This window comes from Olsenella sp. KH1P3, from assembly GCF_900167315.1.
GTDB classification, from domain to species: Bacteria; Actinomycetota; Coriobacteriia; order Coriobacteriales; family Atopobiaceae; genus Olsenella_J; species Olsenella_J umbonata_A.
Map to the genome: position 1 here is coordinate 26,151 of NZ_FUWQ01000001.1, position 20,923 is coordinate 47,073.

Annotated in this window: 22 protein-coding genes; 14 read left to right on the forward strand and 8 right to left on the reverse strand. The window is 64.2% G+C overall.

The genetic code is table 11. The annotated features are described in order from the left end of the window. The first annotated feature begins 334 nt into the window (after nt 1-334). On the forward strand, nt 335-1,333 hold the full coding sequence (locus B5D13_RS00130; RefSeq protein ID WP_078686271.1) for a threonine ammonia-lyase: 999 nt from the start codon (nt 335-337) through the stop codon (nt 1,331-1,333). Nucleotides 1,334-1,366: 33 nt separating this feature from the next. On the opposite strand, the gene B5D13_RS00135 is transcribed toward B5D13_RS00130, so the two are convergent. Continuing rightward, the gene (locus tag B5D13_RS00135) at nt 1,367-2,305 is read right to left on the reverse strand and encodes an HAD-IIB family hydrolase (protein ID WP_159443944.1); all 939 of its coding nucleotides are present in this window, start codon (nt 2,303-2,305) and stop codon (nt 1,367-1,369) included. Between the two features lie 156 nt (nt 2,306-2,461). On the opposite strand from B5D13_RS00135, the gene B5D13_RS00140 reads away from it, so the two are divergent. The 3 genes from B5D13_RS00140 (at nt 2,462) to B5D13_RS00150 (ending at nt 5,041) form a co-directional block, all read left to right on the forward strand. Beyond that, nucleotides 2,462-3,913, forward strand: coding sequence for an alpha/beta hydrolase-fold protein (locus B5D13_RS00140; protein ID WP_159443945.1), 1,452 nt, complete (start codon nt 2,462-2,464; stop codon nt 3,911-3,913). Between the two features lie 27 nt (nt 3,914-3,940). Next, the gene (locus B5D13_RS00145; protein ID WP_078686274.1) at nt 3,941-4,528 is read left to right on the forward strand and encodes a GNAT family N-acetyltransferase; all 588 of its coding nucleotides are present in this window, start codon (nt 3,941-3,943) and stop codon (nt 4,526-4,528) included. A 132-nt stretch (nt 4,529-4,660) separates the two neighbouring features. Then, a complete protein-coding gene (locus B5D13_RS00150; RefSeq protein ID WP_078686275.1) occupies nt 4,661-5,041 on the forward strand; it encodes a winged helix-turn-helix transcriptional regulator in 381 nt (126 codons plus the stop codon). Here B5D13_RS00150 and B5D13_RS00155 read toward each other — a convergent pair. Continuing rightward, on the reverse strand, nt 5,038-5,838 hold the full coding sequence (locus B5D13_RS00155) for a CPBP family intramembrane glutamic endopeptidase (protein WP_078686276.1): 801 nt from the start codon (nt 5,836-5,838) through the stop codon (nt 5,038-5,040). The genes B5D13_RS00150 and B5D13_RS00155 overlap by 4 nt on opposite strands. A gap of 28 nt (nt 5,839-5,866) precedes the next feature. Beyond that, nucleotides 5,867-6,466, reverse strand: coding sequence for a GNAT family N-acetyltransferase (locus B5D13_RS00160; protein ID WP_078686277.1), 600 nt, complete (start codon nt 6,464-6,466; stop codon nt 5,867-5,869). 204 nt (nt 6,467-6,670) lie between these two features. On the opposite strand from B5D13_RS00160, the gene B5D13_RS00165 reads away from it, so the two are divergent. From B5D13_RS00165 to B5D13_RS00180, 4 genes are all read left to right on the forward strand, one after another. Next, complete coding sequence (locus B5D13_RS00165) at nt 6,671-7,600, forward strand: putative ABC transporter permease (protein ID WP_078686278.1); 930 nt, start codon at nt 6,671-6,673, stop codon at nt 7,598-7,600. A 210-nt stretch (nt 7,601-7,810) separates the two neighbouring features. Further along, nucleotides 7,811-8,041 (forward strand): hypothetical protein, encoded by a 231-nt coding sequence (locus B5D13_RS00170; RefSeq protein ID WP_078686279.1) that lies wholly within the window; start codon nt 7,811-7,813, stop codon nt 8,039-8,041. Between the two features lie 162 nt (nt 8,042-8,203). Beyond that, nucleotides 8,204-8,683, forward strand: a complete 480-nt coding sequence (locus B5D13_RS00175; protein ID WP_078686280.1) for a deoxycytidylate deaminase — start codon at nt 8,204-8,206, stop codon at nt 8,681-8,683. A 52-nt stretch (nt 8,684-8,735) separates the two neighbouring features. Then, nucleotides 8,736-9,500 (forward strand): SGNH/GDSL hydrolase family protein, encoded by a 765-nt coding sequence (locus B5D13_RS00180; protein WP_180363862.1) that lies wholly within the window; start codon nt 8,736-8,738, stop codon nt 9,498-9,500. Between the two features lie 40 nt (nt 9,501-9,540). Here B5D13_RS00180 and eno read toward each other — a convergent pair whose 3' ends face one another. Further along, nucleotides 9,541-10,830, reverse strand: coding sequence for a phosphopyruvate hydratase (eno, locus tag B5D13_RS00185; RefSeq protein ID WP_078686281.1), 1,290 nt, complete (start codon nt 10,828-10,830; stop codon nt 9,541-9,543). A gap of 181 nt (nt 10,831-11,011) precedes the next feature. On the opposite strand from eno, the gene B5D13_RS00190 reads away from it, so the two are divergent. Then, nucleotides 11,012-11,266 carry a DUF1653 domain-containing protein gene (locus B5D13_RS00190; RefSeq protein ID WP_078686282.1) on the forward strand — a complete coding sequence of 85 codons (255 nt, stop codon included), beginning with the start codon at nt 11,012-11,014 and terminating at the stop codon, nt 11,264-11,266. Nucleotides 11,267-11,308: 42 nt separating this feature from the next. On the opposite strand, the gene B5D13_RS00195 is transcribed toward B5D13_RS00190, so the two are convergent. Beyond that, complete coding sequence (locus tag B5D13_RS00195) at nt 11,309-14,272, reverse strand: insulinase family protein (protein ID WP_078686283.1); 2,964 nt, start codon at nt 14,270-14,272, stop codon at nt 11,309-11,311. A 179-nt stretch (nt 14,273-14,451) separates the two neighbouring features. Between B5D13_RS00195 and B5D13_RS00200 the strand changes: the two genes are divergently transcribed. Next, on the forward strand, nt 14,452-15,450 hold the full coding sequence (locus B5D13_RS00200; RefSeq protein ID WP_234970609.1) for a DMT family transporter: 999 nt from the start codon (nt 14,452-14,454) through the stop codon (nt 15,448-15,450). A gap of 124 nt (nt 15,451-15,574) precedes the next feature. Here the strand turns inward: B5D13_RS00200 and B5D13_RS00205 are convergent, their stop codons facing one another. Then, nucleotides 15,575-16,024: a universal stress protein gene (locus B5D13_RS00205; RefSeq protein ID WP_078686284.1), complete on the reverse strand. Its 450-nt coding sequence runs from the start codon at nt 16,022-16,024 to the stop codon at nt 15,575-15,577. Nucleotides 16,025-16,296: 272 nt separating this feature from the next. Between B5D13_RS00205 and B5D13_RS00210 the strand changes: the two genes are divergently transcribed. The 4 genes from B5D13_RS00210 (at nt 16,297) to B5D13_RS00225 (ending at nt 18,860) form a co-directional block, all read left to right on the forward strand. Then, nucleotides 16,297-17,238: an undecaprenyl-diphosphate phosphatase gene (locus tag B5D13_RS00210; protein ID WP_078686285.1), complete on the forward strand. Its 942-nt coding sequence runs from the start codon at nt 16,297-16,299 to the stop codon at nt 17,236-17,238. A 112-nt stretch (nt 17,239-17,350) separates the two neighbouring features. Then, the gene (locus tag B5D13_RS00215; protein ID WP_078686286.1) at nt 17,351-17,878 is read left to right on the forward strand and encodes an NUDIX hydrolase; all 528 of its coding nucleotides are present in this window, start codon (nt 17,351-17,353) and stop codon (nt 17,876-17,878) included. Nucleotides 17,879-17,924: 46 nt separating this feature from the next. Beyond that, on the forward strand, nt 17,925-18,326 hold the full coding sequence (locus tag B5D13_RS00220) for a hypothetical protein (protein ID WP_143327715.1): 402 nt from the start codon (nt 17,925-17,927) through the stop codon (nt 18,324-18,326). Between the two features lie 18 nt (nt 18,327-18,344). Then, a complete protein-coding gene (locus B5D13_RS00225; protein ID WP_078686288.1) occupies nt 18,345-18,860 on the forward strand; it encodes a low molecular weight protein-tyrosine-phosphatase in 516 nt (171 codons plus the stop codon). Nucleotides 18,861-18,975: 115 nt separating this feature from the next. Here B5D13_RS00225 and B5D13_RS00230 read toward each other — a convergent pair whose 3' ends face one another. Together B5D13_RS00230 and B5D13_RS00235 are read right to left on the reverse strand one after the other, a co-directional pair. Further along, nucleotides 18,976-19,479, reverse strand: coding sequence for a DUF2798 domain-containing protein (locus B5D13_RS00230; protein ID WP_078686289.1), 504 nt, complete (start codon nt 19,477-19,479; stop codon nt 18,976-18,978). 185 nt (nt 19,480-19,664) lie between these two features. Further along, a complete protein-coding gene (locus tag B5D13_RS00235) occupies nt 19,665-20,840 on the reverse strand; it encodes a cation diffusion facilitator family transporter (protein ID WP_078686290.1) in 1,176 nt (391 codons plus the stop codon). Between the last annotated feature and the right edge of the window lie 83 nt (nt 20,841-20,923).

Genomic DNA, 20,923 nt, shown 5'->3' on the forward strand with positions numbered 1-20,923 from the left:
AAGGCAGAGGGCGGTCGCGGCGATTCAGAGCACTGCCTTCCGGCCGTTGGCTTCGGTGGATGCCCTGCCCGCGCGGCTTTGGTCATCCTGCTCCAGAATCATGATGCACTCCTTGTTCGGCGCGCCTGCTACAAACGTATCAGACTATCCCCGTGTCGTGCGGGGCCGGCGCGCCGGGGCTCCCGTCTGGACACGAACGTAGCTCCCGGTGCCCGGTTGCCGCCGCCAACCGGGCCCGACTTTTTGACAACCAGCGGTTGCGTCCGTCAAAGTCGCAGCTAGATACCTATACTAGTGGCAAAGGCTTTAGCCTCGGATTAAGGGGTGGTGGCGCATGCCGTTCGATTTCCAGGAGGTTTGGGAGGCTCGCGAGCGCATTCGCGGCTACGTGCGGAAGACCCCGCTCGAGGAATCCTATTACCTGGGAACGGGCCTGGGCGGCAGGTTCCCGAAGACCGGGCGCCGCTACTTCTTCAAGCTCGAGTGCCTTCAGCGCGCGAAGAGCTTCAAGATTCGTGGTGCCCTGAACAAGATGCTGACGCTCACGCCCGGGGAGGTCCGCCGCGGGGTGGCTGCGGTCTCGTCGGGAAACCACGGCAGCTCGGTCGCATACGCCGCGTCCATCTTGGGCATCAAGGCGCCCAAGATCATCGTGCCCTCAACCACGCCTCAGTCGAAGCTGGACAAGATTCGCTACTTCGGCGGCGACGTCCTTCTGATGGGAGACAACTACGACGGCGCGCACGTTCAGGGGCTCGCCTACATCCGCGAGCATGGGCTTACGCTGATTGACTCGTGCGACGAGGATCCGAAGGTCTACGGCGGGCAGGGCACGGTGGGCCTCGAGATTATGGAGCAGAACCCCGACATCGACACCATCATCTGTCCCATGGGTGGCGGAAGCCTGGCCACGGGTGTGGCGACGGCCGCCAAGCACGCAAGGCCCGGCGTGCGCGTCTTCGGCGTGCAGACGGAGGCCTCGCCAGCCTTCGTGGCATCGTATCGCGATGGCGTGATGTACGAGGAGTACCCGACCATTGGCGAGACCATCTGTGACGCGACGGTTGGCGGCGTCGGCAGGCTTGCCTACGAGCTCGACCGCGATCTTCTGGACGGCATACTCGTTGAGCCGGAGGAGACCGTGCGCCGCGCGGTCGCGTTCATGGCACGGGGCGAGAAGTTCCTATGTGAGGGGGCTGGCTGCCTCGCCGTGGCTGCAGTCATGAATCATGCCGAACAGATTGGCGGAAGGAACGTCGCCCTGGTCGTGAGCGGCGGAAACATCGACGGAGATGCCCTCGCGCGCGTGCTGAACGAGTTCCCCGACGCCTAGTGGGATTCCCTGCGCACGGAGCGTCACTGCCCGCTAGCCCCTCGGGGTGAAGATGGGAAGGCTTTCGACCTTTCGGTCTCCCGTGGGACGGCTGCGCATGGCCAGACCGCGCTCGTTCTCCTCCTCGCACATGAACTCCGGCATCCTGCCGTCCGCGGTGGCTCGGGCAATCTGTGCGATGGCGTCGGCCACGGCGTCGTCGGCCGACGCGCCGATGTGCCAGCGGGCGGCCCTTGCCACCTCGTCCGTCGCGTTCGCAACAGCCACGGAGTTGGGGTACAGGTCAATCAGCTCGAGGTCGTTCTCGGCATCGCCGAAGACCGCGACCTCCTCGGGCTCGAGCCCCAGGTGCCTGCGCAGGACCTCGGCGCCCATGGCCTTGCTCCAGTTTTCGGGGGCGATGTCGAGCAGGGGAACCTGCGGGCCGGGCGAGAAGAACCTCAACCCCCCGACGTGCTCGCTCAGGCGCCGGCGCATGGCCTCCATGCGCTCGGGGTCCGCCAGGACGCGGATGTTCGCCTTTACGACGGGTGCGTCGGGCAGCGTGGTGCAGACGGTTATCTCGTCGCCGCCCTGCGAGACGGCGTGGCGCGCGTCCGTGGGGTCGGAGGAGATGACGAACCTCTGGGCGTGCTCGCGCTCGACTCCCAAGGTGAGGCACATGACGAAGTCGGGCTCGTCCCTCAGGAGGTCGGCGACCTTCTGCAGGCCTGCCGGGTCAAGGGTCTCGCGATGCAGGATTTTGCCGTCCGCGCGCACGACCTGGCCGTTCGAGAAGGCTGCCGTTGCGCAGCAGCGCTCGTCTCCGTCGAACGCGCTGAGGACGCCCGCGAAGACGCGCCCGGTGATCGCCGAGAAGTGAACGCCCGCGTCAAGTGCCGCGTGGATGCCGTCTAGCGCGTGGTCGGTCGCGTGCTCCAGGCCAAAGTGGATGAGGGTCTCGTCTAGGTCGCTCAAGATGAGCTTGATCACGTTCTTCTCCTCTGCTTCTTCGGTGTGACGAGGCTCATTATGGGCGAAGATGAACTTTTGCCTCACGACAACGGCCTGCGTGCGCTATCTCCATGGACAGAACTATTAAAATGTCAGTCAAAACGTCAATTCCCCTGCCAGCAAAAGGAGAGTCGCATGAAGGCTCAGATGTTCACCCTCGAGAGCAAGGACCTGCAGAAAAGCTTCGACGTCGCCGTGTTTGGTGAATCGGGCACGCCCGTGTTGGTCTTCCCGGAGGGGGATTCGTCGTTTGCCAGCTGGCAGGAGGCAGGCATGATCGACGGCCTTGCGAGCCTGATGGACGACGGCGCGGTCCAGCTGTTCTGCGTCGACTCCGCCGACGACCTTGGCTGGTACTCGCGCTTTGCCATCGACGAGTACCGCGTGGACAACATCGAGGGCTACCTCTCGTTCGTTAAGGACGGGCTCGTGCCGTTCGTCCGTGCGCACGCGGCCTCGCCTGCGGCGCCTGTCGCGCTTGGTGCCGGCATGGGCGCCCTCAATGCGACGCTCGCCGTGCTGCGTGACCCCGCGTCCTTTGGTGGCCTACTCGCGCTCTCCGGAAGCTACGACGTTCGCGCCTTCGTGAACGGTGAGCCCTCGGCCCTCTGGGAGAAGGTCTCGCCCCTCTCGCTGGTGGACGCTCTTGGACCGCGCGCCAAGGCGACTCAGGAGCTCAAGAGGCTTCGCCTGGCGTTCGTCTGCGGTCAGGAGCAGAGCGAGTCGGGCATCGCCTCCCAGAAGACGCTCGAGGAGGCGCTTGCCCAGAAGGGGGTCAAGGCGACCTTCGAGTACTGGGGTTATGACGTCTCGCACAGCTGGGGCTGGTGGCTCGAGGAGACTAGGCAGCTGCTTCCCGCGATCCTGAGCCCGGGTGGGCTGGAGGAGCGCAGGGTCTCGGCCCGCGTCGCATATGCGGCAAACGAGGACGAGCATGCCCGTGCCGCGCTGACGGATGCGCGCGAGCGCCTGGCCGCAGCCCGCGACGCACTCAAGATTGCCATCAAGGACGCCGAGGCCACTGCGGCGCGCGTCCAGCGCGAGGACGCCTCTGTCGAGCAGAAGCGCGGGCGCGAGGCCGACCTGATGGCCAAGGCCGCGAAGCTCTGGGAGGAGCGCGACCGGGTGGCCGCCCTCCTTGCGGAGGCCGAGGGCAAGGCGCGTGACGTCCAGGGCCAGGCAGATGCTGCCGCACACGACCGCGCCGACGCCGAGTGGATTGCCGGCGAGGCGAAGGCCGCGGTCGAGCACGCAACCCAGAACAGGCTGTCCGCAGAGGCGAGGATCGCCGAGTGCGAGGCGGCCGTCGAAGCGGCCCAGGCGGCGAGTGCCGCTGCGGCCAGCGCGCTGAGCGCGGTCAGGGCCGAGGCGGACGCAGAGGTCGCCGCCGCGAAGAGGCCCGCGGCCAAGAAGGCCGCCGCGAAGAGGCCCGCGGCCAAGAAGGCCGCCTCGAAGAAGCCCGCGGCCAAGAAGGCAGCCACGAAGAAGCCCGCGGCCAAGAAGGCCGCCACGACCAAGAAGACAACCGGCACCTCGGGCGCCAAGGGCGGCAAGGCTTCGCCCAAGGCAGCCAGGGGCGCAAAGTAGCGCGCCCGCTCGAGTGAGGAAGAGACGATGCTGAGGCAAAAGAGGCTGCGACTCGTCTCCCGGAGCTTCCGGGACGTCTACCGCCTGCTGAGGGCGTCGTTTCCGGCGACCGAGATGCTGCCCTTCTGGCGGCTGCGGCTCAACACCATCCGAAGCTCGGTCCTCCTGCTTGCGTTCTACGAGGACGAGACGTTCGTGGGCTTCGTCTACCTGGTCAACTGCGACGACGGCATGTACATGCCCTACCTCGCGGTGAGCGACACCTGCAGGTCGCAGGGCTTTGGCAGGAAGATGATGACGCAGGTCAAGATGATCGCCTGCGAGAAGCCCGTGGTCGCCATTGTCGAGGAGCCCGACGAGGATGCGCGCAACTCGGAGCAGCGACGCAGGCGCAACGCGTTCTTCAGGAGAAACGGGATGCGAGACACCGGCATCAGGACCATCGAGCCGGACGGACTCCACTGCGTGATCTCGACCGATCCCGACCTGGCTCCCGACAGGGTGCGCCGGCTCATCCTGCTCCTGTCTGGCGGCCTCTACAGGCCGACCTTCGCGTGCCAGGACTCGGATTGGACGCTTCACCCTGAGGAGATGCATGCATCCGGTCGCCGATAGGGGGGCTGCCGTTTGGGGCGGTCATTTGACCGTCGCACAGACGCATTTGCCCTAAGGGGAGAGAAGTGCCCTCGAGGTGATAACATATCGTAGAGCGAGGCAGCTTCCCTTTGGAAACGAAAGAGGTGGACCATGGCTGATGCGGTCGGGCAAGGCTACGTTGAGTTTCGCAACGGCAATCGTCCCAACAGGGCGGACCTGCCCTCGTGTCCTGTGCAGGTCTGCGCCCAGTTGATGGGAACGAAGTGGAAGATCCTCATTCTGCGTGACCTTCTGGAAGGTACGAAGCGCTTCGGCGAGCTGCGCAAGTCGGTGACAGGCATCTCGCAGAAGGTGCTGACTGGCAACCTTCGCGAGCTTGAGGACGCGGGACTGGTCGCGCGGCGCGTGTACCCGGAGGTTCCGCCTCGCGTCGAGTATCTCCTTACCGAGACGGGCGAGAGCATCAGGCCCGTTATCGAGAGCATGCGTTTGTGGGGCGAGTCCTACCTCGCGTCGTCCTTGCGGGACTAGCTCCCGATCGGGCCGTTGGCCGCCGTGTCCGACCGGAGCTCCTGCGCCTCGGCGTGGCCGAGCAGCCAGAGGGACGTGACGACCAACACGATCAGGCCCAGTGCCAGCATCTCGTTGGGGTTGAGACCGAAGAGCGACATGAAGGTGTTGATGGTGCCGTGGAGGATGGCGCAGTAGGTCGCCGAACCCGTCGTCGCGTACAGGGAGCAAAGCGGGAACGACAGCGCTATTGCCATGAGGGCGAACGCCCAGAAGGGCGTCGAGAGGTGCGGGTCCCCTGGCGTGAACCAGAACGGCAGGTGCCAGATTGCCCAGGTGGCGCCCGTCCCCATGGTCGAGAGAAGCCACGATCCCGTTATGTGCTCGAGCAGGGGCTGCATGGTTGCCCTCCAGCCGACCTCCTCGTTTCCGCCCGCCCAGACCGTCGCCGCGAGCCAGATGAGGGGGAGCAGCGCGGGCGAGACGTTTGGGTTGATGCGAAACCCGGCGGAAAGGGCGAGCGTTGCGACGATGATGACGGCGAACATGATGAGGCGGTTTGCCGTCTTGGGCCGCGCGCTAAAGAACAGCCTGTGAAGCGTCGACTTGTCGCGCCAGGGAAGGGCCGCGATTGCGCCGATGGCGGGCCCGAACCCGCCTACAAGCCAGAGCGTGCTCGGCAGCGGGTCTGCTATGGATGCGACGCCGAGGTTCGAGATGATGGCCCTGAGGCCCCAGCACGACCAGGTTATGGCGAAGGAGGTGGCTATATAACGGGCAAGTCGCGCCGGGCTTTTGAGTTCGGGCGTGGAACGCATGCACTTCTCCGTGGTGATGGTTGGGGACCTATGCGATTGACTTGATTGTCGGGAACGGCTTGAACTTGGGCGCGGGAATGACGTGGCGTGCGATGACGCGCTCCATCCAGACCATGTCGTACCAGCGGCCGAACTTGTTCTGGCATCCGTCGAAGCGACCGACCATGCGGTATCCCATGCGCTCGTGGAAGCGGATACTCGCGTCGGTCAGGTATGGGTCGTCCTGCGCCTGGGTGGCAGAGATGCACGCGCACATGTTGGTGACGTTCATCGAGGTCAGAATCTTGACCAGCCTGTCGTGCAGCGCGCGTCCCACGCCCCTGCCGCGTGCATCCCGGCTGACGTAGATCGAGGTCTCTACCGACTGGTCGTACGCCGCCCTGGTATTGAGGGGGCTGACGTAGGAGTATCCCAGGATGCGTCCCTGACTGTCGACGCCTGCGAGATCAGATTCGTCAGAGACGGCGACGAGGTAGGGATAGCGCTCGAGCGTGTGGGCGATGCGCCCGCGGAACTCGTCTTCTGTGGGTACCTCGTACTCCGCCGTGATGGCCGTTCCCTCGACGTAGGGCGCATATATCGCTAGGAGCTCCGGCGCGTCATCCACCGTGGCGACTCTGATGTGCATTCTTCTCCGATCGACAATAAGCAACCTACACATGATATGCCACGAGCGAAAGATTCGTGGGGATGCGCGTCGGGATGAAACAAAGGAGTCGGGTGCGGCGGGGGGCGGGAGGTGCGCGGTGCCGGCAGGCGCGGTCTCCCCACCTGTGTCATCATGTTGTTCGTTAGCTATGAACGTCGTCTTGTTCTCTTGGGAGGTGGGGCCATGTTTTGGTCACTTGTCAGTCTCTTGCTCCTGGCTGCGGCCCTTAGGGTCATCTACAGCCTTATAAGGGCTTTCTTCGCGTGGCTTGGGCGTGGCAAGCCCATCGAGCGCGCCGCCGTGAACCGCGATTTGCCCGAAGACGTTCGCAAGGCGGCCGCCGGACTCGACTACTACTACCGCCTCAAGGGATACCGAGAAGAGATTGGCAAGCCCACCAGGCTTACGCGCGCGCAACTGAAGGTCATTGCCAGGGCCGAGCGCCTGGTCCGAAACGACCGCGTGAACCACATGATGATAGGCTGGTACCAGCTTGTCATACTGTTTCTGGTGGGATCGGTCGCGGGCCTCGCCCTAGAAGAGGTCTGGATGTTCATCACGACGGGCCTCACCGAGGGGCGCTACGGTCTTGTGTGGGGGCCCTTCTCGCCTTTGTACGGAGTGGGCTGCGCGCTGCTGACCATCATCTCGCTCAAGCTGCGCCGCAGGAATGCGACGTGGTGGCAGACGTTTCTTGCCGCGATGATCGTCGGCGGGCTTCTGGAGCAGATCACGGGATGGGGAATGGAGACCCTCATGGGCGCCGTCTCGTGGGACTACTCGGCCGTGCCGGGCGCCATCACCAAGTGGGTGGCGGTGCCGTTCCTGTTGTTCTGGGGAATCCTGGGGCTGATCTGGGCCGACGTCGTGACGCCGTGGCTGCTTGACCTGATTGGCGAGCCGACGACGAGGCGCCAGGTGGTGTTCGTGCTGATTCTTGCCGTCTACCTGGGTCTGGACGTGTTTATGACCACGGTGTGCTTTGCGAGGCGCGCGGCACGAGATCACGGCATCCCGCCGGCCAACGGGTTTGAGGTATGGATAGACACGCACTACTCGAACGAGTTCATGAGCAACCGCTTCGAGAACATGGTCATAGAGGGCGAGGACTAGTCGGATGTCCCCCTCGTGCCCCGGGACGGTTCCTGCGAGTTGTCTCTGCCGATGCCGTAGTTTTGACATATGTTAAAAAACGTTTCCATTTAGGCGCGCGCCCAAGACTCAAGTGACCCGCGAGCTGCAATTTGGCTACTATTTTCATATCGGAGTGTGCGAGTGGACGCCCCACGATCCGCTCGCCGTGTAGCGAGGAGTGGATTGAGTATGCGCAAGACTAAGACTTTCGAGGGCAAGCGTCACGTGTACGATACCGCCAAGGCCGAGGCCGTCGGAAACCGCTGCTTCGGAGAGTTCGGCGATCCGGCCGGCTATGAGGAGACGCTGTACAAGACCAAGGGCGGCCTGTACTTTATCGACGGTGTCGGCGGTCCCGATTCTCCGTATCCCCAGGAGGACATTCGTCCCCTGACCAAGGCGGAGGGCGAGTCCTTCTAGCCGTTGACCCCATGCTTTGACTGTCTACGGACTGGGCGCCTGCCGCCCAGTCCGCGTTTTGTATTATGGTTAGCTGCGAAACCGGCGCGTGCGAATCGACTGCCTCCGCCAGGCGGCGTGCGCTCGCGCGTATAGCGCGTCAGCAATAAGGAGCGAGCTTTCATGGCAGACGAGCGCAGAGACGTTATCTCTTGGGACGAGTTCTTCATGCGTGTCGCGATTGCGGCGCAGCTTCGCAGCAAGGATCCCAACACGCAGGTGGGGGCCTGCATCGCCGACACGGACCACCGCATCCTCACGGTCGGCTACAACGGGACGCCTCACGCCATATCGGACGCCGAGTTCCCCTGGGGCACCACCGACGACCCCCTGAACGACAAGCACAGCTACGTCGTCCATGCCGAGGCGAACGCCATCTTGAACTTTCGCGGCAGCCTGAAGGACATGCAGGACGCGACGGTCTATGTCACGCTGTTTCCCTGTCACGAGTGCGCGAAGCTCTTGGTTCAGGTGGGAATCGGCGAGGTCGTCTACCTGGATGACAAGTACGACGGAACGGTCGACAACCAGATCAGCAAGCGCGTTCTCGATTCCTGCGGCGTCAACTATCGCAAGGTCGAGATGACCCACGGCCTTGGCTAGGGACCCTTCTTCCGTTTGCGGCCTCGGTGCAGGTGAGGGGCGAGGTGCTATCATGCGCGTGCTGATGCTGGGCAACAGCCTGACGACCGCCCATGACCTGCCTCGGCTGCTCTTGGCACGACTGTCAGAGCGCTGCGGCGCCAAGGTGGAGGTCGTCGTCCACGCGCGCGGGGGAGCGAGGCTGTCCGAGCACCTCAACCCGAAGACCAAAAACGGGGCGCGTACGCTTCGCGCGCTCGGTCGGCTGTGCGGCGAGCGGCAGGCTGGCCTTGACTTCGTGGTGCTCCAGGAGATGTCGCATGCCCCGGCGACGACGCCCGAGGCATATCTGCGCGCGGCGTCCGGGCTGTGCGAGCTGGCGCGATCTGCGGGTGCGCGTCCCGTCATCTATGGCACCTGGGCCTACGAGAGGGATTCTGCGGCGCTCGCGAGGCTGGTGGAAAGGCATCCGGAGGCCTGCGGGCGAGCCTGCATCCACTGCCCCCATAGCGACGTCCGCCGTGAGGGGCCTGGCGTCACGGACGGCTTTGCGCCCTGCATGGGGATGCACGGGCTGATGCACAGGGCCTTCGCTGCGGCCGCGCGTGAGGGCGGGGCGGTGCTGGCAGACGTTGGCTCTGCGTTTGTCGAGTACCATGGCGTCGGTTCGCCCTATTCGTCCGATGGGGTCCATCCCAGCGAGGTGGGGGCACTTCTTGCCGCGGACGTGATCGCGCGTGCGATTGCCGGCGCATGGCGCAACCCGCCGGCGTCTGGGGGGCTGTCCCAAGGGGCTTCGGAGCCGCTAAACGTTAAGAGGGGCCGCCGCACCAGGTGATGCGACGGCCCGCTTTGGCGCCTGGCGCGTTGCGTCGGGGCTAGGCGAGGTTGTAGAAGGCGTTCTTCCCGAGGTACTCGGAGGAGTCGCCGAGCCCATCCTCGATGCGGAGGAGCTGGTTGTACTTCGCCACGCGGTCGGTGCGGGCGGGGGCGCCGGTCTTGATCTGTCCGGCGTTGGTCGCGACGGCGAGGTCGGCGATGGTGGTGTCCTCGGTCTCGCCGGAGCGGTGCGAGACGATGGCGGTGTAGCCAGCGCGCTTTGCCATCTCGATGGCCTCAAGGGTCTCGGTGAGCGAGCCAATCTGGTTGACCTTGATTAGGATGGCGTTTGCGGCGCCCAGCTGGATGCCCTTGGCAAGGCGCTTGGTGTTGGTGACGAAGAGGTCGTCGCCCACGAGCTGGACCTTCTTGCCAATGCGTTGGGTGAGCTTCACCCAACCGTCCCAGTCCTCCTCTGCGAGGCCGTCTTCGATGGAGATGATGGGGTAGGTGGAGACGAGCTTATCCCAGTAGTCGACCATCTGTTCGCTCGAGAGGGTGCGTCCTTCTCCCTTGAGCTCGTACATGCCGGTCTCCTTGTTGTAGACCTCGGAGGTCGCGGGGTCCATGGCGAACATGAAGTCGACGCCTGGCTCGAACCCGGCCTCCCTGACGGCCTTCATGAGGTACTCGAACGGCTCAGCGTTGGTCTTGAGGTCAGGGGCGAAGCCACCCTCGTCACCGACGCCGGTGTTGAGGCCGGCCGCCTTGAGGACGCCCTTGAGCGTGTGGTAGACCTGCGAGCACCAGCGCAGCGCGGTGCTGAAGTCGGGTGCGCCGACGGGCATGATCATGAACTCCTGGAAGTCCACGTTGTTGTCGGCGTGAACGCCGCCGTTGAGGACGTTCATCATGGGGACGGGAAGGGTGTGGCCGCCCACGCCGCCAAGGTACGCGTAGAGGGGCTGGCCTGCACTCTGGGCGCCGGCGCGCGCGACGGCGAGGGAGGCGCCCAGGATGGCGTTGGCGCCGAAGTTGCCCTTGTTGGGGGTGCCGTCGGCGGCGATCATTGCGTAGTCGGCACCTCGCTGGTCGGTGGCCTCGCGACCCACCAGAAGCTCGCGGATCTCGTTGTTGACGTGGCCGACGGCGGTCTGGACGCCCTTGCCCTGATAGCGCTTTGCGTCGTCGTCGCGCAGCTCGACGGCCTCGAACTCTCCGGTGGACGCGCCGGAGGGAACGATGGCACGGCCGAAGGAGCCGTCTTCCAGGGTTACCTCGACCTCGACGGTGGGGTTGGCGCGGGAGTCCAGTACCTCTCGCGCATAGACGCTTGCGATCTTGCTCATGTGATGCCCCTTTCGGATGCTTGGCATGGCTCGCTTTAAGTAAGCCACGGTTTACTTACATAAGTATACCCAAGCTAACTTCCTTTCGCGCGCATGGAGAGAAATGCGTCCCGCGCGACCCAATGACCACGTTGCGGTAGACAATGGAGAAGGACGTACCGTGCGAGGTTGGGGAGGCGCGATGGCTGAGCGAGAGCTGCAGGTGGGCAAGATCTACCGGCATTTCAAGGGAGACCACTACCTGGTAGAGGGAGTTGCGCGGCACAGCGAGACCGGCGAGGAGCTGGTGATCTACCGAAAGCTTTACGGCGACTGCTCGCTCTGGGTGCGCCCCAGGCAGATGTTCATGGGTGAGGTCGATCGCCAGAAGTACCCGGACGCCAGGCAGCGCTACCGCTTCGAGCTCCAGGAGATCCCGAGCGTCGCGGGACATTAGTTGGGGCCGGTCTTGCGGCCGGCCCCCATGGTCTGATCTGGGCTACTCGGAGTCCATCATGTCTCGAACGAGGAACTTCGTGCCCGACGCCTCGATCGCCTCGCGCGGCCCGAAGACCACCAGCGAGCGGGAGTCGTGCAGACCCGCTAGGGAGGCCGCGGCACCGCGAACGTCCTCGGCGCTCACCGCAAGCTCCTGGTCGCGAACGTCGGCGCGCCAGGTCGCGGGCCTTCCGATGAAGTGCTCGCCGTCCTGCCTGCGGGCGATGGCTCGGCTCTTGGCCGGTGCGTCGTGCGCCGCGACGACGGACACGACGTAGCCGTCAAGCTCCGTCGGCGAGGGATTCCAGCCCCTGAGGTAGGACTCGGCGGCCTCGTAGCGGTCGAGCGTCGCGTCGACGTTGGGGTCGCGATACGACCAGAACTGGTCGAGCTGCGAGACGGTGTGGCGGAAGCCCGTGCCGTAGGCGCCGCCCTTGACGCGAACCTCGTTCCACAGGTAGTCGAACGAGAGGGCGCGCGCCGCGACCTGCCAAGTGCCCACGCTGGCCACCTTGGGCCGTGCGCCGGCGCCCTCGGCCACGTAGCTCACGTTCGAGGGGATGACGAACGCCTCGTCATCGGCGACGGGCTCGGGAACCTGGAGCGAGCGCCTCTGCCCCTGGAAGGACTTGAGGCCCAGCGCGCCCGCGGACTTCCAGAACGCCTCGAGGTCCTCGCGCGACCCAGTGAAGCTGACCAGCACGTGGTCGCTGGTGAAGATGCGCCTCGAGAGGTCGTCGAGCCTTGCGCGCAGATCGTCCTTGCGCGCGTCCCAGTTGGCGAGCAGGTCCTTCAGGAAGAAGTAGAAGTCGATGCCACCAAGCGCCTCGGCCACGACGGCCGACTTCGCGTAGTGCGCGGTCAGGCGCTTCATGGCGGCCGCGTGCCCGGAGCCGACGAAATACTGCGAGAGGGCGATGCGCTTCTGGGTCAGCAGGGCAAGCATGCGATCGGTGTCTGAGAACTGCGTGCTCGACCAGACCTCGCTAGGAATGGTCGCCGCGGAGTCGATGCGCTCCGAAAGCGCGCTGGTGCCGACCACGAGATAGGGACGGGCGTCATCCAGGTCATCGTCTGCGGCGTAGGTCTCGCTGAAGAAGTCGAGGTTGCCCAGGTTCTTCTCGACCAGGGTGTCGAGCTCTGCGGCGCTGCGGCTTGCGGTGTCCAGGTTGCCCAGCAGCGCCGAGAGGACGCCGACGTAGGGAAGGTCCTCGAAGGCGAGGTCGTCCAGTCCGAAGTAGTGGTAGACATAGTCGATCTTGTGCGTGGGCAGGGCGTGGTAGAGGCAGGGGAGAGGTGCCTCGACCTTCGTCGCGTGCGCCTCCTCGGGTGCGTCCTCGATGTCGGCGACCGTGAGCTGGGGGAGCTTGGCGAGGTCCTCGGGAGAGTCGGGGGCCTCCTGCTCCGCGCGAAGCGCCGCGACCTCGCTCGCGACGTGGTCGAGCTCGGCCTCGCTCATGTGCGACCTGAGCTCGGCAAGCTCGGCCGCCTCTTCCGTCGCGGAGCCCTCCTGGACGGGCACCAGGTCGACGAGGGCGTTGTGGGAGCTCTCGCAAACGAGCTCGCGCAGGAGCCTCTCGAAGTACCCGTCGTCGAGCCCGGCGCGCATTGAGTCCATCGCGTCCTCGTAGCGCAGGTAGTCGACGGGGCGTTCGTCGTCGTAGAGCCAGCTGGCCAGCGACTGCATCGAGAGGGCAACGCCGTCTCCGTACGAGCCCCAGTCGTTCTCGCGCAGGTTGAACTCGCACTGCGCGAGCGACGCGCTCAGGCGCTCGCGGTCGATGCCCGAGTCTGCCATCTGGGCGCAGGCCGACTCGACAAGCTCGCGGAACCGCTGCGCGACGCCGGGCTTGGCGCCCTTGAGGACGAACAGGACCTGCGGCTGAAGCTCGCTGTCGATCAGCGTCGCGCTGAAGTCGTCGCCCAGGCCGGAGTCGAGCACGACGCGCTTGAGGGGAGACTCGTTGGAGCCGGCGAGCGTGTCCAGAAGGACGTCGGTGGCAAGCACGCGCTCGCGCTGGTCTGCGGTGCCGATGACATAGGCGAGCCCGACGCTGGCGTTCTCCGGCGCGGTCGCCATCTCGATCCGCTTGAGCGCGGGCGTGACGGGGCGCTGCAGGACCAGAGGGTTGGGCGCGCCCGCCGTACGGACGGGCGCCTGTGCGAAGCGCTCGCCGATAAAGGCGAGCTCCCGGTCGATGTCCAGGTTGCCGTACAGGATGGTGTAGCTGTTCGCCAGGTTGTAGTGGCGCGCATGCGCGTCGAGGAAGCCCTCGTAGCTCAGCGTGGGAATGGCACGCGGGTTACCGCCTGACTCGAAGCCGTATGCGCTGTCCGGGAACAGCTGGGAGCCGATTGCCTGGAACAGCACGTCGTCGGGATCGCTCAGGGCGCCCTTCATCTCGTTGAAGACGACGCCGTTGTAGCTCAGGGGACCGTACTTCTCGTCCGCTCCCTCCTCTGCGGGGGCGAGCTCAAGGTGCCAGCCCTCCTGCTCGAAGATGCGCGGGCGCTTGTAGATGGCGGGCTGCAGGACGGCGTCGAGGTAGACGTCCATGAGGTTCTCGAGGTCGGCCGTGTTCGTCGACGCCACGGGATACATTGTCTTGTCGGGGAAGGTCAGGGCGTTCAGGAAGGTCTGCATCGAGGTCTTCAGCAGGTTCACGAATGGCTCCTTGACCGGGAAGCGCTCGCTTCCGCAGAGCACCGAGTGCTCGAGGATGTGGAACACGCCGGTGTTATCCGCCGGGGGAGTCTTGAAGGCTATCGAGAAGGACTTGTTGTTGTCGTCGATGGCGAGCCACAGCGCGCGGGCCCCCGTCGCGTCGTGGCGCATGACATAGGCCATGCCGGAGAGCTCGGGCAGAGGCTCGACCTTGGTCACGGTGAAGCCGGCATGGTGCGTGCCGACGGCAAGCGCGGGGTCTGCTGCGGTGTAGGGGACGGTCTGTGGGGTGTCGCTCATGTGCGCTCCTTTGGGGCGGTGGTGTCATGTTCCAGGCACCAGATTCTGTGCCTCGTGTCGATTCGTTTCTGACGCTAACTTTACCCGTCTTGTGTGATTCAATGCTCTGTGCATGACACATCGTACAAGTCCACAGAACGACCCATCCAACTGCGGATGGACAGGAGAGTTGGGTAAGAGTGAGCGAAACCGCCATCGTCGGGAAGACCGAAGTCGACAAAGATATTGATGCATCTTCGGATGTCTTGGGCGAGGCCGAAGGCACGCCTGCGGCAGAGTCTGCCGAAAAGCCTAGGAAGGTGTCCGACGGCCTGGTGCGTGGCATCGTCTTCACGGTCCTGGGCGGTGCGATGTGGGGCATGAACGGGACGATCTCAAAGGTCCTGATGGACGGCTACGGCGTGGCCCCGCTGTGGCTCGCCTGCGTGCGCGAGCTCTCGGCGTGCTGGCTCTTTCTGATCGCGGCGGGAGTCCACTCGCCCAATCGCCTCAGGGGCGCCCTCTCCGACGGCCGGTCGCTCCTGTCGATTCTGAGCATCGCGCTATTCTCGATCCTCTTCTCGCAGGTTGCCTATCTTGAGGCCATCCACTGGACCAACTCGGCGACGGCGACCATCCTGCAGAGCCTCGAGGTCGTGCTGGTCATGGTCTACGTGTGCCTCGTCAACCGCCGAAGCCCGCGAAAGAGGGAGATCGCCGGCCTGATGCTGGCGCTCGCCGGAACCTTCCTCGTTGCGACGGGCGGAGACCCCAGCAAACTCCAGCTTCCGGTCGAGGGACTGGCGTGGGGCTTGGGCTGCGCCGCCGCGGCTGCCGTTTTGGCCATCCAGCCCATCCGCATGATCGACCGATGGGGCAACTTCACCGTAAACGGCCTGGCCTTCCTGTTCTCCGGCCTGATTCTTGCGGCGTTTGTCCAGCCATGGGCCAACGTGCCCCAGATCGATCCCGCGGGCATCGCCCTTTTGTGCTGCTCCATCCTGATGGGGACCTTCGGCGCCTATGCGCTGTTTCTGCAGGGGACCAAGATGGTAGGGTCCGTCCGCGGCTCTATGCTGGCGACCACCGAGCCCATGATGGCGACGCTGAGCTCGATCGTCTGGTTGGGTGCGGTGTTCAGCCCTGCCGACCTCCTTGGATTTGCGATGATCATCGTGATGGTGTTCCTCACCGCATAGCCCCCGCTCCGTCCGCCCCGCAGATGTCGGGCACGTGAGGCCGGCAAACATACGCTAAACGAGAAGGGCGACCCCAGCGGGCCGCCCTTCGTCATGCATGGACAAGGCGCTACGAGCTGCGTCGCTACTTGAGTACCAGCGTGTCGCACTTGGCGTTGCGCGTGAGGAAGGTCGAGATGGACCCCAGAAGTGCGTACTTGATGGACGATAGCCCGCGCGCTCCGCAGATGATGAGCTCGGGCTTGATCTCGTCGATCATCTCGTCCTTCAGGGTCTCGCGAATGCGGCCCGCCTTGACGACCACCTCGATCTTGGGAATCTTGCCCGTTGCCTCTGCCCTGGAGATCTGGTCCTCAATCGAGGCGCGGAAGTCCTTCTCGAGCGAGGCGACAAGGTCCATGGGGTAGGTGCCGGCGGTCTCGAGGGCCGTGGAGTCAATCACGTGTCCGACGTAGAGCTCCGCGTTGTTGTTGGCGGCAACGATGATTGCGCGGTCAAGAACCTCATGCTGCGCGTCGGTTCCGTCGAGGGCGACGAAGATCTTGTCGTATCCCAGGTCCTGAAAGCTTGTCATGGGGACACCTCCTGTTTCGGATGTAGGGTCACCGGCTTGGTTTGAGTCTACCCATGACTCTGGCAACGTAGATGAGCAGCGCTTTATCTTTTTGTGAACGGTTTCTCACGCGAGCGTTGCGCGCGATTGCCCCGCGCCTGCGACGGTTTTCTTGTGGGCCGAGCCCCCGTGATGGCGGACGCTCGCATAATGATGCAAGCACCGAATCGCAAGCACGCTGTCGTCCGGCCGTCGCACCGCGATGGCCGTCCGCTCGCTAGGAGGTTTTTGTTTTGGAACTCGTCGAGCTGCTCAAGGCCGCCCTGTACGGCCTGGTCGAGGGCATAACCGAGTGGCTGCCCATCTCGAGCACCGGTCACATGCTGCTGCTGAAGCCCTTCGTCACTCTGGACGTCAGCAAGGACTTCTGGGATATGTTCCTGGTGGTCATACAGCTGGGCGCCATCCTCGCCGTGTGCGTGTTGTTCTTCTACCAGCTGAATCCCCTCTCGCCCGGGAAGACGCCGGACGAGCGCAGGGGCACCTGGGGGCTGTGGGCGAAGATCGTCGTCGCGTGCCTTCCCGCCGCCGCCATCGGCATCCCGCTGGATGACTGGATGGAGGACCACCTGGGCGGCCCCCTCGTCATCGCGACGACGCTGATTGCCTACGGCGTGGCGTTCGTCGTTATCGAAAACCTGCGCTCCCGCAGGGCCCGGAGGGTGGCGCAGGAGATCTCTTCCGCGGCTGCCCCCAGACACATGAGCGTGAGCTCCGCCGCGCCGGAACGCTCCCTGGCAGAGCTTGCCGACACCGACGCGCGCGTGCAGGACATATCGGAGCTCGACTGGAAGACCGCCATCGGCATCGGCCTCTTCCAGGTGCTCTCGATGGTCCCGGGCACCTCGCGCTCCGGCTCGACTATCATCGGCGGCCTGATTCTGGGCTGCTCGCGCACGGTTGCGGCCGAGTTCACCTTCTACCTCGCCGTCCCCGTCATGGTCGGCGCCAGCGGACTTCGCCTGGTCAAGTTCTTCCTCAAGGGCAATTCATTCACGGGGGCCGAGGCTGCCATTCTGGGCGTCGGCTGCCTGGTGGCCTTCCTGGTCTCGATTGCCGCCGTCCGCTTCCTCATGGGCTTCATCAAGAAGCATGACTTTAAGCCCTTCGGCTGGTACCGAATCCTCCTGGGCATCGCGGTCATCGTCTACTTCGCCCTGAATCCCATCGCCTAGGGACCGCAGCGCATGGCCTTGTTACGCCTTCGCCGCACTCTGGCCCGCAGACCCCTGCGAGTCCGCGTGCGGCGATATACTCTCACAAACCAATGAGTGGAGAAGAACACAGATGGCCGAGCTCATAGACATCTACGACGACAACCGCCAGCCTACGGGCGAGCGCGTCGAGCGAAAGGGCGCCTTCCTGGGCGAGGGGCAGTACATGCTCTATGTGCTTGCCATCCTTGAGGACCTCGACGGACGCGTGCTCATAACACGTCGCACGCTGGACAAGAAGTGGGCCGCCGGCTGGTGGGAGGTCACCGGCGGCGGCGTGAGTGCCGGCGAGACCTCGGCCCAGGCCATTGCGCGCGAGGTGCGCGAGGAGGTTGGCCTGAGCGTGGACGATCTCGTCAAAAAGCCCATACACGGCTACAAGAACATCGATCTCCCGCGGGGCGACAACTACTTTGTCGATATCTATCACCTGCGCTTTGACTTCTCGCTAGCCGACGTTAGCCTGCAGGCGCGCGAGGCCATCGACGCGCGACTTTTGACATGGGACGAGATTGCGCAGCTTGACCAACAGGGAATATTCCTCCATTATCGACGGTTGCAAGATGCGCTGGCTGCCGAGAGGGAGGCTGCGCGCGCGTAGTGCCGGCGGTTGCCGGTGTCGATGGACGCGAGCGAGGATTTGGTTGATGGAAGCATATCTGCCCATGGTGGTCATTCTTGCGGCGGGTCTCGCCGTTGCCGCCATGTACCTGATCATGGGCAGTACGGTCAGGCGCGCTAGGGCTGCCCGGGAGGAATACTCCGACTACGTCAGCAGAGAGCTCACGTTCTACAGCGGAGACATCCTCGAGCGCGGCATCACGCACGACCCCTGGGGCAGCCACGAGTACCTCGTGTACATCGACCGAGGCAACGGCTCGGTTCATGTTTGCGCGGAGTGGCACCGCGGGCACGCGAAGGGACTCCTATCCTGTTTGGCGACCTATGAGGCAAAGCTGGCTTCCTCCGTCGAGTCGTATCGAAGCCTTGACCACCAGACTGTCGAGCGGTCTGCCTACAATGCCTGGGTGACGGGGTCGCGTTCGTAGCACATGAGGGGGAACACCATGGGTTGTACCAGCATTCTGTTTGTCTGCCATGGCAACATCTGCCGCTCGACCATGGCGGAGTTCGTCATGAGGCACCTTGTCGAGCAGGCTGGTCTTGCCGACTCCATTCGCGTCGACTCCGCGGCGACCAGCAAAGAGGAGTTGGGGAACGACGTGCACCCTGGCACGCGCGGCAAGCTCGGCCAGATGGGAGTTCCCTGTGGCCACCATGTCTCCCGACAGATGGGGCCGGCAGACTACGAGTCGTTCGACTACATCGTGGGCATGGACCAGGACAACATGGATGGCATCTACCGTCTCCTCCTGGGCGAGAAGGGCTACGGATGGAGCTGGGATCCGGTGTCCGGCGCCGAGATCTCTCGTGCCGATCCCGAGGAGAAGGTCTCGCGTCTTCTCTCGTGGGCGGGGGTCGACCGAGACGTTGCCGATCCGTGGTATACGGGCAACTTCGACGTTACCTACGACGACGTGCTTCTGGGCTGCACCGCATTGCTGAAGGAGATAACGAATTAGGAGCGTAACGAAGTAGGAGCGGTGGCTTCGACTGTGCCCGCAACAGATGCCAAATGCAGAGAGCCTCCACACGGACTAATTCGGGGGAGGCCCTCTATTGATGGTCGCGCTGTCGTTACGCCTTGCTTGCGGCGGCCTGCGCGTCGACCGTCGGCTCCTCCTGCGGGGCCTCTACCCTGCGGAAGGCCAGGCGGAACGCGAGCCTGACTACGGGGCCGCACACCACGAACTGCCAGAGGAATGCGGCGGGCAGGTTCATGGCCCAGGTCTGCGCGAAGGTCGCCAGGCTGGGCTGCTTGAACAGGAACGTCGCGATGAGGCTCATGAGGGGGCACATGAGCGAGCAGATGCAGAACGAGATCGCGTAGGTGATGAACTGCGTTCGGTCGGACGGACGCATGAACGAGAAGGCGAGCATGGGGGCGATGCGTCCCACGACGAAGAGCTCCAGCACGAAGGCGACAGGCCACATGATCTTGAGCTCTCCCAGGGCCATGACGAACACCTCGTTGGTCATGGCGCCAAGGTTGAGGGCGATGTTGTAGCAGATCATGCCGTACACCATCAGGAGTGCCATGAGCGCGGTGAATACTGCGTTTTCGAATTTGTTCTTCGGCATTGCTTGAGCAGTCCTTTCTTTTGTCGCAGGGAGCCTGGACACAAAAAACGGCTGACCGAGGATCTTTCATCTCGATCAGCCAAGCTGTCTGCGACTACCAATAATTGAAGGAAACCCTAGCAGAGAAGTGCGCGTCTTCGTAAGCGCGTTCACAAATACGCGATAAGTGCCGGCGCCTCAAAGGCCTATTTCGAGCTGACGTAGCTTTGGTCGATGGTAATCACGCAGTTGTATGTGGGGTGCTTCTCGCGGACCATGCCGTTGATGGTGCCGCGCAGCTCGTCGTCGGACATCTCGAGCTCGTGGGGTCGGACGCAGTCGAAGATAACGTTGGTGTGCGTGGGACCGGGGACGGTGCGCAGGTCGTGGATCGTGAGTTTGGGGTGAATCATCGTCACCTGCTGGGCGATCCAGTTCCTGAGGTTCGTGACCTTGGGGTCGTCCGTTACGATGGGATCATAGTGGAGGACGACATGCAGGTTGTCCTGCGATAGGAATTCCTGCTCGATGTTGTCGATGGTGTCGTGACTCTCCATGGGGTCGACCTCCGCAGCCATCTCGACGTGGGCGCTGGCGAACTGGCGACCGGGTCCGTAGTCGTGGACCATGAGGTCATGGGTTCCCAGCACGCCGGGGTAGCTCAGGATCTTGTCGTGGATGTGCCTGACGAGCGCCGGGTCCGGGGCCTCGCCCAGCAGCGGGTTCAGCGTGTCGCGAACCAGCCCCACGCCGCTTGCGACGATGAAGGCGCCGACCACCAGACCGGCCCAGCCATCGAGGTCGAATCCCGTCAGCGCCGAGACGACGGCCGCCCCCAGGACCGCCGCCGTGGTGATGACGTCGTTGCGCGAGTCGACCGACGTCGCCTCGAGCGCGACGGAGTCAATGCGTTGGGCGAGCACGTGGTTGAAGTGAGCCATCCAAAGCTTTACCAGCATCGACCCAATGAGGATCCCAACAATGACGGGGGAGAAGTCCGTTGGCGACGGCTCGGCAATCTTCTGGGCCGACGTCTTGATCAGCTCGATGCCGATGAACATGATCAGCACGCTCACTGCCACGCCGGCAAGGTACTCTATGCGCCCGTGGCCATAGGGGTGCTCCTCGTCTGCGGGCTTGCTGGCCAGGCGAAACCCAATCAGGCTGATGATGTTGCTGGAGGCGTCCGACAGGTTGTTGACGGCGTCGGCTACGATGGAGACCGAGCCGGACAGCACGCCGACGACCCCCTTGCCGACGCACAGCAAGACGTTGCAGACGATGCAGACGATGCTGGCGAAGGTGCCGTACGAGTTGCGCACGGCGGGCAGCTCGGTCTGGTCCGCGTTTGGGACGAACGTGCGAATGAATGCCTCGAGCATACGAAGACTTCCTTCGGGCGGGTCCTCGGCGGACCCATTGGCGATGTTCAAATGCCGCTAGGGGAAAACCACTAGTGGGGTTG

Coding starts and splice junctions, on each gene's coding strand:
- B5D13_RS00180 (WP_180363862.1), top strand. CDS start 8,736: ATGCGCGTGCTGATGCTGGGCAACAGCCTGACGACCGCCCATGACCTG.
- B5D13_RS00165 (WP_078686278.1), top strand. CDS start 6,671: ATGTTTTGGTCACTTGTCAGTCTCTTGCTCCTGGCTGCGGCCCTTAGG.
- B5D13_RS00160 (WP_078686277.1), bottom strand. CDS start 6,466: ATGCACATCAGAGTCGCCACGGTGGATGACGCGCCGGAGCTCCTAGCG.
- B5D13_RS00215 (WP_078686286.1), top strand. CDS start 17,351: ATGGCCGAGCTCATAGACATCTACGACGACAACCGCCAGCCTACGGGC.
- B5D13_RS00190 (WP_078686282.1), top strand. CDS start 11,012: ATGGCTGAGCGAGAGCTGCAGGTGGGCAAGATCTACCGGCATTTCAAG.
- B5D13_RS00170 (WP_078686279.1), top strand. CDS start 7,811: ATGCGCAAGACTAAGACTTTCGAGGGCAAGCGTCACGTGTACGATACC.
- eno (WP_078686281.1), bottom strand. CDS start 10,830: ATGAGCAAGATCGCAAGCGTCTATGCGCGAGAGGTACTGGACTCCCGC.
- B5D13_RS00155 (WP_078686276.1), bottom strand. CDS start 5,838: ATGCGTTCCACGCCCGAACTCAAAAGCCCGGCGCGACTTGCCCGTTAT.
- B5D13_RS00150 (WP_078686275.1), top strand. CDS start 4,661: ATGGCTGATGCGGTCGGGCAAGGCTACGTTGAGTTTCGCAACGGCAAT.
- B5D13_RS00235 (WP_078686290.1), bottom strand. CDS start 20,840: ATGCTCGAGGCATTCATTCGCACGTTCGTCCCAAACGCGGACCAGACC.
- B5D13_RS00175 (WP_078686280.1), top strand. CDS start 8,204: ATGGCAGACGAGCGCAGAGACGTTATCTCTTGGGACGAGTTCTTCATG.
- B5D13_RS00145 (WP_078686274.1), top strand. CDS start 3,941: ATGCTGAGGCAAAAGAGGCTGCGACTCGTCTCCCGGAGCTTCCGGGAC.
- B5D13_RS00195 (WP_078686283.1), bottom strand. CDS start 14,272: ATGAGCGACACCCCACAGACCGTCCCCTACACCGCAGCAGACCCCGCG.
- B5D13_RS00140 (WP_159443945.1), top strand. CDS start 2,462: ATGAAGGCTCAGATGTTCACCCTCGAGAGCAAGGACCTGCAGAAAAGC.
- B5D13_RS00130 (WP_078686271.1), top strand. CDS start 335: ATGCCGTTCGATTTCCAGGAGGTTTGGGAGGCTCGCGAGCGCATTCGC.
- B5D13_RS00225 (WP_078686288.1), top strand. CDS start 18,345: ATGGGTTGTACCAGCATTCTGTTTGTCTGCCATGGCAACATCTGCCGC.
- B5D13_RS00230 (WP_078686289.1), bottom strand. CDS start 19,479: ATGCCGAAGAACAAATTCGAAAACGCAGTATTCACCGCGCTCATGGCA.
- B5D13_RS00220 (WP_143327715.1), top strand. CDS start 17,925: ATGGAAGCATATCTGCCCATGGTGGTCATTCTTGCGGCGGGTCTCGCC.
- B5D13_RS00205 (WP_078686284.1), bottom strand. CDS start 16,024: ATGACAAGCTTTCAGGACCTGGGATACGACAAGATCTTCGTCGCCCTC.